The following is a 15,754-nucleotide window of genomic DNA, read 5'->3' as shown; positions in this document are numbered from 1 at the left end:
GGCACGTCAGAAGGACCCGATCATGACGAAAAGGGAAGAGGAAGGACCTCTCCGGCCCGAACCACCCGGCTCCGCCGAACCGCCCGGACAGGCCGAGCCACCCGGCCACGCCGAACCGCCGGAAGGGGCCGGCCAGCTCGACTGGTTCCGCCAGCGGCCCCAGCGCCCGCACCCGGCCCCCGCCGACGCGGACCCGGTCCGCACGGTCTGGCACCTGCCGCGCTTCCGCCTCGGCACCCGCCGCTTCACCGGACGCATCGACCACGCCCTGGTCTGCGTCACCAGGGAAGGCACGTACGAGACCTTCCCCTCGCCCCGCCGGCCCCCGAGCGTGCGGCGCTACGTCGCCCTGTACGAGGTGGACACGGACCCGCACGCCTTTCAGCTGAACGTGCCGCTGCCGAGCCTGGTGGACAGCTTCGAGTTCGAGGCCACGGCCGAGGTGAGCTGGCGCGTCACCGACCCGGGGCTCTTCGTCGCCGGCCAGGAGCGGGACGTGCCCGGCCTGATCGCGCGGCGCCTCCTGCCGGTGCTGCGGGCCGCCGCACGCCGGCACCGCATCGACGAGAGCGCGGCGGCCGAACGCGCCGTCCAGCGCGAGGCCGACGCCGCGCACACGATCGGCGAGGAGCAGGGCCTGCGCGTCTCCTTCGCCGTACGGCTGCGGCGCGACGCGGCGGAGCGGTCCCACCAGGCCCGGCTGCGCACCGCCCGGCACGAGCTGGACGCGGCAGGCCCCGAGTACGCGGCAGCCCGGCTCCGCGACGAGCTGGCGGCCCGGCGCAGGACCGAGACGCTCACGTTCTACGAGGACCACCTCGCCAGGGGCGGCGTCGCGGCGCTCGCCCTGCACCTCACGCACCACCCCGACGACACCGCGCTGGTCCTCGCCCACCTCAGCTCCGAGCAGGCGGCGCTGGTGAAGAACCAGCTGCACCTGATCGACCAGGCCGTGCAGGGCGATCAGCTGGAGGGCTACGAACTGGAGGAGCCCCACAACCTCATGGTCGAGCGCATGACGGCCATTCTGCGGACCGCCTCCCCGGTCGACCGGACGCCCGCACCGGAGCGGTCCGAGACGCCGGCGCGACTCCCGGCCGAGAAACACGGGAAACAGCTCGGGACCAGCCCATGAGCGCCGACTGCCCGGCTGGCCCCGGCCTGCGAGCGGGCTTCCGGCTGCTGACGGACCTGCGGGCCGAGATCACCCGCGCGGACGCCAAGGCCACAGTGCTCGCCGGAGTGCTCGGCCTGACCGTGGGCCCCGCCGCGCTGCCGGCCGGCCGCCACCGCGCCCCCGGGACGCTGCCGCTGCCCGCCGCTCTCCTGTGGTGGGCCGGGGTCGCCGCGCTGCTCACCGCGGTCCTCGCGCTGCTGCTCGCGGTGGTCCCCCGCTACCGGCGAAGCCGCTGGGAGCCCGGCCGGCCGCTCACCTACTTCGGAGACGTCCGGCGCGCGGCGCGGGCCGGCGACCTGGCCGCCGCGCTGGAGGAGACCGGCGGCGATCCGCTCGGGGCGCTGCTCCTGGCCCTGGGCGAGGCCAGCCGCATCGCCGCCCGCAAGCACCTGTGGGTCCGCGTCGGCCTGACCGCCTTCGCCGGTGCGGCCGTCCTGGTCCCCGCCGCGCTGCTCGCCGCCTGAACCGTCCCGCCGACGCGTCCCTCACCCCCGGAAGGAAGCACCATGTCCACTCCACCCGAATCCGCCGCACACCAGGCCGCCGCGTCGAGCGTCCCGGGACCCGGACCGGACGACGAGCTGCCCTCCCGTACCGGCCGGGTGCACGTGGCCGCCCGGCAGCGCGGCCTCGACATCACCGCCCTGAGCCGCCTGCTGCTCCACCTCCCCCAGCTCCTCGCCGGCGTGGCCGTCGTGCTGGCGGCGTCGTACGTCCTCGACGTGCTGGCGGGGCCGCCCTGGTGGATACCGCTCGGCTGCTGGGTGCTCAGCGGTCTGCTCGCCTTCCACCGCCCCTGTGAGCGGCTCATGGCCCGGTGGCTGTTCGGGCTGCGCCACCCGCTGCCGGAGGAAGCCGAGGTGCTCCACTCCGTCTGGCGTGAGGTGACGGCCCGGGCCGGAGTGGACGGCAGCGCCTACCAGCTGTGGGTGGAGGACAGTTCCGAGGTCAACGCCATGGCGGCGGCCGGTCATGTCGTCGGGGTGACCAGCCACTCCCTGCGGACGCTGTCACCCGCCCGGCTCGCCGCCGTGCTCGCCCACGAGCTGGGCCACCACACCCGGGGCCACGCCTGGGTGTCCCTGCTCGTCTTCTGGTACGCGCTCCCCGGGCGGCTGACCTGGCGTGCGCTGCGCCGGGTGGCCGCGGGGTCCGAGCGGCTGTCCACGGGCGCCGCCGTGCTGCCGGCCTGTCTGCTCGGCGGCATGCTCCTCGTCCTGGCCATCGCCTCCTACGGCCTGGTGCTGCTCCCCCTGGTGACCCCGTACGCGGCGGCCGCCATGGCCCGGCGGTCCGAGCTGCGGGCCGACGAGCACGCGGCCGGCCTCGGCTTCGCGCCCCAGCTGATCGCGGTGCTGTCCGAGGAGTGCGACCGCGACAAGGACGCGCGCGCCGACCGCCTGGACCCGGCCGCCCCGTCCGACGGGCAGGGCATCGCCGCACGGCTCCTCGCCTCCCATCCGGACGTCCACACCAGGCTGCACCGGTTGCAGGCTCACCTGGAGGCCCGGCGCTGAGACGCCGAAGGGCGGCCACCCCCGCGGGAGTGGCCGCCCTTCAGTGCGTCAGGCAGGTGTCCTACTGGTTGTACGGACCGTAGTCGTAGTCCTCCAGCGGGACGGCCTGGCCGGAGCCGGAGCCGAACGGCGAGTAGTCGATGTCGTCGTAGCCGACGGCCGAGTACATCGCGGCCTTGGCCTCCTCGGTCGGCTCCACCCGGATGTTGCGGTAGCGGGACAGACCCGTACCGGCCGGGATGAGCTTACCGATGATGACGTTCTCCTTGAGGCCGATGAGGCTGTCGGACTTGGCGTTGATCGCCGCGTCCGTCAGGACTCGGGTCGTCTCCTGGAAGGAGGCGGCCGACAGCCAGGATTCCGTCGCCAGCGAGGCCTTGGTGATACCCATCAGCTGCGGACGACCGGAGGCCGGGTGACCGCCCTCCTGGACCACACGACGGTTCTCCTGCTCGAACTTCGAGCGCTCGACCAGCTCGCCGGGCAGCAGCTCGGCGTCGCCGGACTCGATGATCGTCACACGGCGCAGCATCTGCCGGATGATGATCTCGATGTGCTTGTCGTGGATCGACACACCCTGCGAGTTGTACACCCGCTGGACCTCGCCGACCAGGTGGACCTGGACGGCGCGCTGGCCGAGGATGCGCAGCACGTCGTGCGGGTTGGTGGCGCCCACGGTGAGCTTCTGGCCCACCTCGACGTGGTCGCCCTCGCCGACCAGCAGACGGGCGCGCTTCGAGATCGGGTACGCCGTCTCGTCGCTGCCGTCGTCCGGCGTGATGACGATCTTCTTGGTCTTCTCGGTCTCCTCGATGCGGACGCGACCGGCCGCCTCGGAGATCGGGGCGACACCCTTCGGGGTACGGGCCTCGAAGAGCTCGACGACACGCGGCAGACCCTGGGTGATGTCGTCACCGGCCACACCACCGGTGTGGAAGGTACGCATCGTCAGCTGGGTGCCGGGCTCACCGATGGACTGGGCGGCGATGATGCCGACCGCCTCACCGATGTCGACCAGCTTGCCGGTGGCCAGCGAACGGCCGTAGCACATGGCGCAGGTGCCCACGGCGGACTCGCAGGTCAGGACCGAGCGGGTCTTGACCTCCTCGACGCCGCGGCCGACCAGCTCGTCCATGAGCACGTCACCGAGGTCCGTGCCGGCCGGGGCCAGCACCTGACCGTCGACGACGATGTCCTCGGCGAGGCAGCGCGCGTACACGGACGTCTCGACGTCCTCCGCCTTGCGCAGCACGCCGTCGGCGCCGCGCTCCGCGATCCGCAGCTTGAGGCCGCGCTCGGTGCCGCAGTCCTCCTCGCGGATGATGACGTCCTGCGAGACGTCCACCAGACGACGGGTGAGGTAACCCGAGTCGGCGGTACGCAGGGCGGTGTCCGCCAGACCCTTACGGGCGCCGTGCGTGGAGATGAAGTACTCCAGCACGGACAGGCCCTCACGGAAGGACGCCTTGATCGGACGCGGGATGGTCTCGTTCTTCGCGTTCGACACCAGACCGCGCATACCCGCGATCTGCCGCATCTGCATCATGTTTCCTCGGGCGCCCGAGTCGACCATCATGAAGATGGGGTTGGTCTTGGGGAAGTTCTCGTTCATCGCCTCGGCGACCTCGTTGGTCGCCTTGGTCCAGATCGCGATGAGCTCCTGCGTGCGCTCTTCCTTGGTGATCAGACCGCGCTCGTACTGCTTCTGGACCTTCTCGTCCTGCGCCTCGTAGCCGCGGACGATCTCCTTCTTCGCCTCGGGAACGACGACGTCGGAGATGGCCACGGTGACACCGGAACGGGTCGCCCAGTAGAAGCCGGACGCCTTCAGGTTGTCGAGCGTCGCCGCCACGATGACCTTGGGGTAGCGCTCGGCCAGGTCGTTGACGATCTCGGAGAGCTGCTTCTTGCCCACCGAGTAGTCGACGAACGGGTAGTCCTCGGGCAGCAGCTCGTTGAAGAGCGCGCGGCCCAGGGTGGTGCGCAGGCGGAACGAGTCACCCTGCTGCCACTCGGGCTCGCCCTCCTCGCGCGCCGGCGGCTCCCAGCCACGCGGCGGGATGGTGCCCACCGGGAAGCGGATGTCGATCTGCGACTGGAGCGCCAGCTCGCCGGCGTCGAACGCCATGATCGCCTCGGCCGTGGAGCCGAACGCGCGGCCCTCGCCCTTGGTGTCCCGCAGCTCGCCGTCGGTGGTGAGGAAGAACAGACCGAGGACCATGTCCTGGGTCGGCATCGTCACCGGGCGGCCGTCGGCCGGCTTGAGGATGTTGTTCGAGGACAGCATCAAGATGCGGGCCTCGGCCTGCGCCTCCGCGGACAGCGGCAGGTGCACGGCCATCTGGTCACCGTCGAAGTCCGCGTTGAACGCGGTGCACACGAGCGGGTGGATCTGGATGGCCTTGCCCTCGACCAGCTGCGGCTCGAAGGCCTGGATGCCGAGGCGGTGCAGCGTGGGCGCGCGGTTCAGCAGAACCGGGTGCTCCGCGATGACCTCTTCCAGCACGTCGTACACGACCGTGCGGCCGCGCTCGACCATGCGCTTGGCGCTCTTGATGTTCTGCGCGTGGTTCAGGTCCACCAGGCGCTTCATCACGAACGGCTTGAACAGCTCCAGCGCCATCGCCTTGGGCAGACCGCACTGGTGCAGCTTGAGCTGCGGGCCGACGACGATGACGGAACGCGCCGAGTAGTCGACTCGCTTGCCGAGCAGGTTCTGACGGAAGCGGCCCTGCTTGCCCTTGAGCATGTCGGACAGCGACTTCAGCGGACGGTTGCCGGGGCCCGTGACCGGGCGGCCGCGGCGGCCGTTGTCGAAGAGCGCGTCGACGGCCTCCTGGAGCATGCGCTTCTCGTTGTTCACGATGATCTCGGGCGCGCCGAGGTCGAGAAGCCGCTTCAGGCGGTTGTTGCGGTTGATGACGCGGCGGTACAGGTCGTTCAGGTCGGAGGTCGCGAAGCGGCCACCGTCCAGCTGCACCATCGGACGCAGGTCCGGCGGGATGACCGGGACGCAGTCCAGGACCATGCCCTTGGGGCTGTTGGAGGTCTGCAGGAACGCGGAGACGACCTTCAGCCGCTTGAGGGCGCGGGTCTTCTTCTGGCCCTTGCCGGTGCGGATGATCTCGCGGAGGCGCTCCGCCTCCTCCTCCAGGTCGAAGGACTCCAGGCGCTTCTGCAGCGCCGCGGCGCCCATCGAACCGTCGAAGTACGTGCCGAAGCGGTCACGCAGCTCGCGGTAGAGCAGCTCGTCGCCCTCCAGGTCCTGGACCTTGAGGTTCTTGAACCGGGTCCAGACCTCGTCGAGGCGGTCGATCTCGCGCTGCGCGCGGTCGCGCAGCTGCTTCATCTCGCGCTCGGCGCCCTCGCGCACCTTGCGGCGCACGTCGGCCTTGGCGCCCTCGGCCTCCAGCTCGGCCAGGTCGGTCTCGAGCTTCTTGGCCCGGGCCTCCAGGTCGGCGTCGCGACGCTGCTCGATCTGCTGGCGCTCGACGGAGACGTGCGCCTCCAGCGAGGGCAGGTCGCGGGTGCGGCGCTCCTCGTCGACGTACGTGATCATGTACGCCGCGAAGTAGATGACCTTCTCCAGGTCCTTCGGGGCGAGGTCCAGCAGGTAGCCCAGCCGGCTCGGGACGCCCTTGAAGTACCAGATGTGCGTGACGGGGGCGGCAAGCTCGATGTGGCCCATCCGCTCACGGCGCACCTTGGCGCGCGTGACCTCGACGCCACAGCGCTCGCAGATGATGCCCTTGAAGCGGACGCGCTTGTACTTGCCGCAGTAGCACTCCCAGTCCCGGGTGGGGCCGAAGATCTTCTCGCAGAAGAGCCCGTCCTTTTCCGGCTTGAGGGTGCGGTAGTTGATCGTCTCGGGCTTCTTGACCTCGCCGTGGCTCCACTGACGGATGTCGTCAGCGGTGGCCAGGCCGATCCGGAGCTCGTCGAAGAAGTTGACGTCGAGCACTATGCGTCAATCCCTCTCAGGGTTGTAAGTCTGTGGTCTGAAACGGGGGCCTGGGGGTCGGCGGGGGCCTCACTCATCGGTGAGGCCCCTGCCGGACTCCCGTCAGACCTCTTCGACGCTGCTCGGCTCGCGCCGGGACAGGTCGATGCCGAGCTCCTCCGCAGCGCGGAAGACATCCTCGTCGGTGTCGCGCATCTCGATGGACATACCGTCGCTGGACAGCACCTCCACGTTCAGGCAGAGAGACTGCATCTCCTTGATGAGCACCTTGAAGGACTCGGGGATGCCGGGCTCGGGGATGTTCTCGCCCTTGACGATGGCCTCGTAGACCTTCACGCGGCCGGTGACGTCGTCGGACTTGATGGTCAGCAGCTCCTGGAGGGCGTAGGCGGCGCCGTACGCCTCAAGTGCCCACACCTCCATCTCGCCGAACCGCTGGCCGCCGAACTGCGCCTTACCACCCAGCGGCTGCTGGGTGATCATGGAGTACGGACCGGTCGAACGGGCGTGCAGCTTGTCGTCGACCAGGTGGTGCAGCTTCAGGATGTACATGTAGCCGACCGAGATCGGGTCCGGGAACGGCTCACCGCTGCGGCCGTCGAACAGCCGCGCCTTGCCGGTCGGGAGCACCATGCGCTCGCCGTCCCGGTTCGGGATGGTGTGCTGGAGCAGACCCGCCAGCTCGTCCTCGCGCGCACCGTCGAAGACCGGGGTGGCGACGTTGGTGCCGGGCTGGACGCTGTCGGCGCCGATGACCTGGAGGCGCTGGGCCCACTCCTCCGCGAGGCCGGAGACGTCCCAGCCGCGGCTGGCGAGCCAGCCGAGGTGGATCTCCAGGACCTGTCCCGGGTTCATTCGGGACGGGACGCCGAGCGGGTTCAGGATGATGTCGACCGGGGTGCCGTCCTCCAGGAACGGCATGTCCTCGATCGGCAGGATCTTGGAGATGACACCCTTGTTGCCGTGCCGGCCGGCGAGCTTGTCACCGTCGGTGATCTTGCGCTTCTGCGCGACGTAGACGCGCACCAGCTGGTTCACACCGGGGGGAAGCTCGTCGCCCTCTTCGCGGTCGAAGAGGCGCACGCCGATGACCTTGCCGATCTCGCCGTGCGGGACCTTCAGCGAGGTGTCGCGGACCTCACGGGCCTTCTCGCCGAAGATCGCGCGCAGCAGGCGCTCCTCCGGGGTCAGCTCGGTCTCGCCCTTGGGCGTGACCTTGCCGACCAGGATGTCGCCGGCGACGACATCGGCGCCGATGCGGATGATGCCGCGCTCGTCGAGGTCGGCGAGGACCTCCTCGGAGACGTTCGGGATGTCCCGGGTGATCTCCTCGGGGCCGAGCTTGGTGTCACGGGCGTCGACCTCGTGCTCCTCGATGTGGATCGAGGAGAGGACGTCGTCCTGCACGAGGCGCTGCGACAGGATGATCGCGTCCTCGTAGTTGTGACCCTCCCACGGCATGAACGCCACGAGCAGGTTCTTGCCGAGGGCCATCTCGCCGTTCTCGGTGGCGGGACCGTCGGCGAGGACCTGGCCGGCGATGACGTGGTCGCCCTCGTTGACGATGACCTTCTGGTTGACCGAGGTGCCCTGGTTGGAGCGGGCGAACTTGGCCAGCCGGTAGGTGATGTAGGTGCCGTCGTCGTTGGCGGTGGTGATGTAGTCCGCGGAGACCTCCTGGACCACACCGGCCTTCTCGGCCTTGACGACGTCGCCGGCGTCGACGGCGGAGCGGTACTCCATGCCGGTGCCGACGAGCGGGGCCTCGCTCTTGATGAGCGGGACGGCCTGGCGCATCATGTTCGCGCCCATGAGGGCGCGGTTGGCGTCGTCGTGCTCCAGGAACGGGATCATGGCGGTCGCGACCGACACCATCTGGCGCGGCGAGACGTCCATGTAGTCGACGTCGTCACCGGCGACGTAGTCGACCTCGCCGCCGCGGCGGCGCACCAGGACGCGGTTCTCGGAGAAGCGCATGTCGTCGTTGAGGCCGGCGTTGGCCTGCGCGATGACGAAGCGGTCCTCCTCGTCGGCGGTCAGGTAGTCGACCTCGTCGGTGACCTGGCCCTCGACGACCTTGCGGTACGGGGTCTCGACGAAACCGAACGCGTTGACCCGGCCGTAGGAGGCGAGCGAGCCGATCAGACCGATGTTCGGGCCTTCGGGCGTCTCGATCGGGCACATGCGGCCGTAGTGCGAGGGGTGCACGTCACGGACCTCGAAGCCGGCCCGCTCACGGGAGAGACCACCCGGGCCAAGGGCCGACAGGCGGCGCTTGTGGGTGAGACCCGACAGCGGGTTGTTCTGGTCCATGAACTGCGACAGCTGGCTGGTGCCGAAGAACTCCTTGATGGAGGCGACGACCGGCCGGATGTTGATCAGGGTCTGCGGCGTGATCGCCTCGACGTCCTGCGTGGTCATCCGCTCGCGGACGACGCGCTCCATACGGGCCAGGCCGGTGCGGACCTGGTTCTGGATGAGCTCGCCCACGCTGCGCAGACGGCGGTTGCCGAAGTGGTCGATGTCGTCGGTCTCGACGACGATCGTGCCGCCGTTGTCACCGGCGGTCTCGGTCTCGCCCGCGTGCAGCTTCACCAGGTACTTGATCGTCGAGATGATGTCCTCGACGGTCAGGATGCCGGCGTCCAGCGGCGCGTCCGCGCCCAGCTTCTTGTTGACCTTGTAGCGGCCGACCTTGGCGAGGTCGTAGCGCTTGGGGTTGAAGTACAGGTTGTCCAGCAGCGTCTGCGCGGCCTCACGCGTGGGGGGCTCGCCCGGACGCAGCTTGCGGTAGATGTCGAGCAGCGCGTCGTCCTGGCCCTGGGTGTGGTCCTTCTCCAGGGTGGCGCGCATCGACTCGTACTCGCCGAACTCCTCGAGGATCTGCTCGTTGGTCCAGCCGAGCGCCTTGAGAAGAACGGTGACGGACTGCTTGCGCTTGCGGTCGATGCGGACACCGACCATGTCGCGCTTGTCGATCTCCATCTCCAGCCAGGCGCCCCGGGACGGGATGATCTTGGCGGAGAAGATGTCCTTGTCGGACGTCTTGTCGATGGAGGAGTCGAAGTACACGCCCGGCGAACGGACCAGCTGCGACACGACGACACGCTCGGTGCCGTTGATGACGAAGGTGCCCTTGTTGGTCATGAGCGGGAAGTCGCCCATGAAGACCGTCTGGGACTTGATCTCGCCGGTCTCGTTGTTGGTGAACTCGGCCGTGACGAAGAGCGGGGCGGCGAACGTGAAGTCGCGCTCCTTGCACTCGTCGATGCTGTTCTTCGGCGGCTCGAAGCGGTGGTCGCGGAACGTCAGCGACATCGACCCGGAGAAGTCCTCGATCGGGGAGATCTCCTCGAAGATCTCCTCCAGACCGGACTTGGTGGGGACGTCCTGACCGGACTCCAGAGCCGCCTCGACGCGAGCCTTCCACGCGTCGTTGCCGAGCAGCCAGTCGAAGCTCTCGGTTTGCAGCGCGAGAAGGTTCGGAACCTCGAGGGGCTCCTTGATCTTTGCAAAGGAAATGCGCAGCGGGGCGGTGCTGGCGGCGTTGTTCGTATTCGCGGTCGAGGCGTTGCGCGAGGCGGCCAAGAGGGGGTCCTTCCGAGGGCTCGGACTCACTACGCGCGTACCGGCCCCTCTTCCGGCCATCGGGACAGACAGTGCCCGACGTGGCTGGGTGGGCCAGGTCAGGTGCGGTCCGGTCTTCGATGCTCGGGTGAGGGCATGCCCCTGGTGACGGGCAGGGGACAGCTAACAGGCAGCGCAAAGGGTCAGTGTAGCCACTTGGCCCACTGATGTCCAGTGCCGGTGTGCCGGTCTGCCATAACCCTCGTCGTCGTCACCGCCCTATGGCCTGCTGCCCTCAACGCCAGGTTGATACTGCCCTCTTCGCCGTCGATCCATGCCTCGGATTCGGATCCTCGTGACGACGCGTCCTGAGAATTGCGCGCTGCGTGCGGTTCGTCAAGGCCTCCCCGGCCCGAACCGGATGCCGCGATCGTCACGTGCGGCCCGCCGCCGGTGGTCTCCTGAGGCACGACGAAGATCACCTTACCCCTCCCGGTGTGGGGTGCAAGGCCGCCACAGCCACCCCCCGGGAACGCGAAAAGCGACCACCCGGATGGATGATCGCTCTTCGGTGCGTTCGCGTTACAGCCCGGTGCGGACCGTCCTGAGGAACGTTCCGCGGGCCGCCGGCGGCACGCAGGAGTCCGTGCGGACCCGAGGAGGTGTTACTTGACCTCGACGGAGGCGCCGGCGCCCTCGAGGGACTCCTTGGCCTTGTCCGCGGCCTCCTTGTTGACCTTCTCCAGGACGGGCTTCGGCGCACCGTCGACCAGGTCCTTGGCCTCCTTCAGGCCGAGGGAGGTCAGCTCGCGCACGACCTTGATGACCTGGATCTTCTTGTCGCCGGCGCCGGTGAGGACGACGTCGAACTCGTCCTTCTCCTCGACGGCCTCGGCGGCGCCACCAGCGGCACCACCGGCGACGACGACCGGGGCGGCCGCGGCGGCGGTGACGTCGAACTTCTCCTCGAAGGCCTTCACGAACTCGGAGAGCTCGATGAGGGTCATCTCCTCGAACTGGGCGAGGAGGTCGTCCTGGGTGAGCTTCGCCATGATGGGCGATCCTTCCACTGATCGGCAGGTGCCGGATGTACTGGGTGAGGCGGGCGTGTGCCTTACGGCATTGCTGCGTAGACGTCGGGCCCGCTGCGACCCGTGCCGCTCAGGCGGCCAGGGTCAGAAAGCGAGCCGAGTTACTCGGCACCGCCCTGCTCGTCGCGCTTGGCGCGAAGCGCGTCCACGGTGCGGACGAGCTTCGAGGGGAGCGCCTGGAAGAGCGAAGCAGCCTGGGACTGCTTGCCCTTGAAGGCACCCGCCAGCTTGGAGAGCAGAACCTCGCGGGACTCGAGGTCCGCAAGCTTCTTGATCTCGTCGGCGGACAGCGCCTTGCCGTCAAGGACACCGCCCTTGATGACGAGATTGGGGTTGTCCTTGGCGAAGTCACGGAGACCCTTCGCCGACTCCACCGGGTCACCGGTGATGAAGGCGACAGCCGTCGGACCATTGAACTGGTCGTCCAGCGTCGTGATCCCGGCCTCGTTGGCCGCAATCTTGGTCAGCGTGTTCTTCACCACGGCGTACTGGGCGTTCTCACCGAGCGAACGGCGCAGCGTCTTGAGCTGCGCCACGGTGAGACCGCGGTACTCGGTCAGCACGGCGGCGTTCGAGTTGCGGAACTTGTCCGTCAGCTCGGCCACCGCGGCAGCCTTGTCGGGCCTCGCCATAGAGCCTCGGCCTCCTTCCGGGTGATTCGGACCGCGCGGACCCGAAGGAGGACTGAGAAAACGAAACGCCCCGGCGCAGGGCACGGGGCGGACTCGACCGGTCGGACACACGCCATGAGCGTGCGCACACCGGGAGTTCTTCCACAGTCACCTGCGCGGGTCGTCCGCATATACAGCGGATCCTTCGGCCACCGCACCCTCGTACGAGTGCACGGCAACGACCAGCGGTCTTTGGCTTCCTGAGGAGCGTACGCGAACGGGACGCCGCCAGGCAAATCCGCGCGACGCGGCCCGCCGGGCGGGTGACGCCGGCCCGGCGGGCACCGGGCCGTACGGCTCGTGCGGCGGCGTCCCGTGCGGTCAGGAGCCGGCCGGGGCGGTGGCGCTGCCGGAGGCGGAGTCGGCCCCGGCGCCCTGCTGCTTGAGCAGCTCCGCGAAGTCCGCGGTGTCGCCCGCCGGCGGCGCGGTGACCGAGACCTTCACGCCGTAGTCGCGGTAGACCGCGGTGGTGGCCATGGCGCCGTTCGTGGTGTCGGCCTTCTCGGTCTTCTTCACCAGCAGGTTCTGGTCGTTGATCCAGATGTCCACGGTCTCGGTGCTGATGCCGGCCTGGCCGAGCTGCTTCTTCAGCGAGGCGAGCTGGCCGGCCGAGAGGTTGTGGTTGGTCTTGTCGGCGAAGTCGGCGACGTTCACCGTGCCCGCGTAGTGCGTGGCCCGCTGTCCGGCGACCTGGTCCTCACCGACCTTCTTCACGTCGCCGGAGGCCAGCAGGAGGCGCACGCCCTGGTTCGGCGTGCTGTTCTGCATCTGGTCCGTGAGGTACGCGCCGGAGCCGCCGGCCGCCTTGGCGAGGTCGGCGTAGGCGTACTTGAGCCAGTGCTTGCCGCCCAGCGCGCCGGCGTACTGGTCGCTCATCTTCGTGTAGTAGCCCTCGGGCAGGTAGCGCGCCTCGGTCTTCGTGTTGCCGAGCTTGCGCAGCGTCTCGGCCGCGGTGCCGCCGGTGTACGTGATCGTCATCGTGCCGGTGAGGCCGTGGCCCCAGGCGAGCGAGCCGTCCGCCTTCATGGACATCAGGGTGCCCATGCTGGTGGTCGACTCGACCCGGGCCGAGTCGGCCTTCGCGGTGGACGTCTCGGCCGCCCTCAGGGCCGCCACGGGGCTCATCGGGAGCGATCCCCTGCCGCCCTGGCCGCCGCCGGAACCGGATCCGGATCCGCAGGCCGCCACCCCCGTCAGCGCGGCCACCGCCGCGATCGAGAGCGTCGTCCGGCGTACGGTCCTGTTCGTCATTTCGCCCCACCCCTATGCGTTCGCTGTGTCCCGCACGCTAGCGCGGACCACTGACAACCGTACGGAAGAGCCGTACAGACGTCTCACAGAAAGTCCCACCGGAATCCGAGGGGAATCCATTGGACTCCAGCGGACTCCAGTGGACTCCAGGAAAAGGGACGAGCCCCGCAACCGTTCGGTTGCGGGGCTCGTCGTCGACCGATGTGAGCCGGAGGCTCAGACCGCGGCCGGGTCCTCCTCGACGAGGAGGTTGCGGGTGCGGTTCGGGTCGATCTGGATGCCGGGGCCCATCGTGGTGCTGATGGCGGCCTTCTTGATGTAGCGACCCTTGGCGGCGGACGGCTTCAGACGGAGGATCTCCTCCAGCGCGGCGCCGTAGTTCTCCACCAGCTTGTCGTCGTCGAACGACGTCTTGCCGATGATGAAGTGCAGGTTCGAGTGCTTGTCGACGCGGAACTCGATCTTGCCGCCCTTGATGTCGGTGACGGCCTTGGCCACGTCGGGGGTGACGGTGCCGGTCTTCGGGTTCGGCATCAGACCACGCGGGCCGAGGACGCGGCCGAGGCGGCCGACCTTGCCCATGAGGTCCGGGGTGGCGACGACGGCGTCGAAGTCCAGACGACCCTTCGCCACCTCGTCGATCAGTTCGTCGGAGCCGACGATGTCGGCGCCCGCGGCCTCCGCGGCCGCAGCACGGTCACCGGTCGCGAAGACCAGGACCCGGGCGGTCTTGCCGGTGCCGTGCGGAAGGTTCACGGTGCCACGGACCATCTGGTCGGCCTTGCGCGGGTCGACACCCAGGCGGAAGGCGACCTCGACGGTGCCGTCGAACTTGGTCGTGGAGGTCTCCTTGGCGAGACGGACGGCCTCGAGCGGGGCGTACTGCTTCTCCCGGTCGATCTTGGCGTCCGCAGCGCGGAGAGCCTTGCTGCGCTTGCTCACAACTGCTCCTGTGGTGTGGAAAGGAGTCGTGGTACGGGCCGAGCAGGCCCTGCCACGTGCGGCGTTTCACGGCCGCATGACTACGAAGGTGGGGTTCAGCCCTCGACCGTGATGCCCATGGAACGCGCGGTGCCGGCGATGATCTTCGCGGCGGCGTCCAGGTCATTGGCGTTGAGGTCGGGCAGCTTGGTCTGCGCGATCTCGCGGACCTGCGCGTCGGTGATCTTCGCGACCTTGGTCTTGTGGGGCTCGCCGGAGCCCTTCTCGACACCAGCGGCCTTGAGGATCATCTTCGCGGCCGGCGGGGTCTTGGTCACGAAGGTGAAGGAACGGTCCTCGTAGACCGTGATCTCCACCGGGATGACCCAGCCACGCTGCGACTCGGTCGCGGCGTTGTAGGCCTTGCAGAACTCCATGATGTTCACGCCGTGCTGACCGAGCGCCGGACCGACCGGCGGCGCCGGGTTCGCCGCACCGGCGTTGATCTGGAGCTTGATGAGCCCCGTGACCTTCTTCTTCTTGGGAGGCATGGCTCTCCGGGTCCTTTCGATTCGGGTCCTGCCCGCCTCCGGGAAACCACCCGGACGCAGGCATACCGCACAACGATAACGGGTATAGCTGTGCGGCTGAAAACCGCGCAGGTCAGACCGGCTGCGAGCAGCCCGCCTGACCTGCGCGGAAGCGGTTCGTCCAGAAAGAACTAGTTCTTCTGGATCTGGTCGAAGCTCAGCTCGACCGGGGTCTCGCGGCCGAAGATCTCGACGAGGCCCTTGACCTTCTTCGAGTCGGCGTTGATCTCGTTGATGGTCGCCTGGAGCGTGGCGAACGGGCCGTCGGTGACGGTGACCGAGTCGCCGACCTCGAAGTCCAGCACCTGGACCTCGACCTTGCGCTGCGGCGCCGGCTTGCCCTCGGCCTCGGCGGCCTCGCGGGCGGCCTTCTCCTCCGCCTCCGGGGCGAGCATCTTCACGATCTCGTCCAGGGACAGCGGGTAGGGGTCGTAGGCGTTGCCGACGAAGCCGGTGACGCCCGGGGTGTTGCGGACGACGCCCCAGGACTCGTTCGTCAGATCCATGCGGACGAGGACGTAACCGGGCAGCTTGTTCTGCCGGACGGTCTTGCGCTCGCCGTTCTTGATCTGGACGATCTCTTCCTCGGGCACCTCGGCCTGGTAGATGAAGTCCTCGACGTTCAGCGAGACGGCGCGCTGCTCCAGGTTGGCCTTCACGCGCTTCTCGTAGCCGGCGTAGGTGTGGATCACGTACCACTCGCCGGGCAGCGTGCGCAGCTCCTCGCGGAGCTTGGTGACCGGGTCCACCTCGGGCTCGGGCTCCTGAGCGACGGCCTCTTCGCCGGCCTCGGCGTCGTCGGTCTCAGCGTCCTCCGCCTCGTCCTCGACGGCCTCTTCGTCGGCGGCCTCGTCCTCGACGTGCAGCGCGGCCTCCTCGGCCGGCTCGCCCGCGGCGGCCTCGACAGCCTCGGCCTCGTCGACCTCGTCGGCGCCTTCGACGATGTCGAGCTCGTCATCCACGGACTCGGTCGGCTCGACGGCGTCGTTCAGGTTCGGGTCAGACACG

General features: G+C 69.0%; 11 protein-coding genes. 3 read left to right on the top strand and 8 right to left on the bottom strand.

Annotation, left to right across the window (positions count from 1 at the left end; genetic code table 11):
- Positions 1–22: 22 nt before the first annotated feature.
- Genes ABEB07_RS25445 through ABEB07_RS25435 form a run of 3 tightly spaced genes read left to right on the top strand, consistent with a single transcriptional unit; the run spans position 23 to position 2,694 of the window.
- On the top strand, positions 23–1,135 hold the full coding sequence (locus tag ABEB07_RS25445; protein WP_345670459.1) for a hypothetical protein: 1,113 nt from the start codon (positions 23–25) through the stop codon (positions 1,133–1,135).
- Positions 1,132–1,641 carry a Pycsar system effector family protein gene (locus ABEB07_RS25440; protein ID WP_345670458.1) on the top strand — a complete coding sequence of 170 codons (510 nt, stop codon included), beginning with the start codon at positions 1,132–1,134 and terminating at the stop codon, positions 1,639–1,641. Before ABEB07_RS25445 ends, ABEB07_RS25440 begins: the two co-directional genes overlap by 4 nt.
- Positions 1,642–1,683: 42 nt before the next feature.
- The gene (locus ABEB07_RS25435; RefSeq protein ID WP_345670456.1) at positions 1,684–2,694 is read left to right on the top strand and encodes a M48 family metalloprotease; all 1,011 of its coding nucleotides are present in this window, start codon (positions 1,684–1,686) and stop codon (positions 2,692–2,694) included.
- A gap of 61 nt (positions 2,695–2,755) precedes the next feature.
- Here the strand turns inward: ABEB07_RS25435 and ABEB07_RS25430 are convergent, their stop codons facing one another.
- From ABEB07_RS25430 to nusG, 8 genes are all read right to left on the bottom strand, one after another.
- The gene (locus tag ABEB07_RS25430) at positions 2,756–6,655 is read right to left on the bottom strand and encodes a DNA-directed RNA polymerase subunit beta' (protein ID WP_164581814.1); all 3,900 of its coding nucleotides are present in this window, start codon (positions 6,653–6,655) and stop codon (positions 2,756–2,758) included.
- A 102-nt stretch (positions 6,656–6,757) separates the two neighbouring features.
- Positions 6,758–10,243 (bottom strand): DNA-directed RNA polymerase subunit beta, encoded by a 3,486-nt coding sequence (gene rpoB, locus ABEB07_RS25425; RefSeq protein ID WP_164581817.1) that lies wholly within the window; start codon positions 10,241–10,243, stop codon positions 6,758–6,760.
- Positions 10,244–10,887: 644 nt separating this feature from the next.
- On the bottom strand, positions 10,888–11,274 hold the full coding sequence (rplL, locus tag ABEB07_RS25420; protein ID WP_345670455.1) for a 50S ribosomal protein L7/L12: 387 nt from the start codon (positions 11,272–11,274) through the stop codon (positions 10,888–10,890).
- A gap of 140 nt (positions 11,275–11,414) precedes the next feature.
- Positions 11,415–11,945, bottom strand: a complete 531-nt coding sequence (rplJ, locus tag ABEB07_RS25415; RefSeq protein ID WP_164581823.1) for a 50S ribosomal protein L10 — start codon at positions 11,943–11,945, stop codon at positions 11,415–11,417.
- A gap of 360 nt (positions 11,946–12,305) precedes the next feature.
- On the bottom strand, positions 12,306–13,235 hold the full coding sequence (locus ABEB07_RS25410) for a hypothetical protein (protein ID WP_345670454.1): 930 nt from the start codon (positions 13,233–13,235) through the stop codon (positions 12,306–12,308).
- Between the two features lie 216 nt (positions 13,236–13,451).
- Complete coding sequence (gene rplA, locus ABEB07_RS25405) at positions 13,452–14,177, bottom strand: 50S ribosomal protein L1 (RefSeq protein ID WP_164581829.1); 726 nt, start codon at positions 14,175–14,177, stop codon at positions 13,452–13,454.
- Positions 14,178–14,272: 95 nt separating this feature from the next.
- Positions 14,273–14,707, bottom strand: coding sequence for a 50S ribosomal protein L11 (gene rplK / locus ABEB07_RS25400; RefSeq protein ID WP_164581833.1), 435 nt, complete (start codon positions 14,705–14,707; stop codon positions 14,273–14,275).
- 170 nt (positions 14,708–14,877) lie between these two features.
- Positions 14,878–15,753, bottom strand: coding sequence for a transcription termination/antitermination protein NusG (gene nusG / locus ABEB07_RS25395; RefSeq protein WP_164581836.1), 876 nt, complete (start codon positions 15,751–15,753; stop codon positions 14,878–14,880).
- Position 15,754 lies beyond the last annotated feature (1 nt).

The sequence above is a fragment of the Streptomyces similanensis genome, from assembly GCF_039543625.1.
Taxonomy (GTDB): domain Bacteria; phylum Actinomycetota; class Actinomycetes; order Streptomycetales; family Streptomycetaceae; genus Streptomyces; species Streptomyces similanensis.
Note: the sequence above shows the minus strand (reverse complement) of the source record. Positions and strands in the feature narration are given on the sequence as shown.

Coding starts and splice junctions, on each gene's coding strand:
- ABEB07_RS25410 (WP_345670454.1), bottom strand. CDS start 13,235: ATGACGAACAGGACCGTACGCCGGACGACGCTCTCGATCGCGGCGGTG.
- rplK (WP_164581833.1), bottom strand. CDS start 14,707: ATGCCTCCCAAGAAGAAGAAGGTCACGGGGCTCATCAAGCTCCAGATC.
- ABEB07_RS25440 (WP_345670458.1), top strand. CDS start 1,132: ATGAGCGCCGACTGCCCGGCTGGCCCCGGCCTGCGAGCGGGCTTCCGG.
- rplJ (WP_164581823.1), bottom strand. CDS start 11,945: ATGGCGAGGCCCGACAAGGCTGCCGCGGTGGCCGAGCTGACGGACAAG.
- ABEB07_RS25445 (WP_345670459.1), top strand. CDS start 23: ATGACGAAAAGGGAAGAGGAAGGACCTCTCCGGCCCGAACCACCCGGC.
- rplL (WP_345670455.1), bottom strand. CDS start 11,274: ATGGCGAAGCTCACCCAGGACGACCTCCTCGCCCAGTTCGAGGAGATG.
- ABEB07_RS25435 (WP_345670456.1), top strand. CDS start 1,684: ATGTCCACTCCACCCGAATCCGCCGCACACCAGGCCGCCGCGTCGAGC.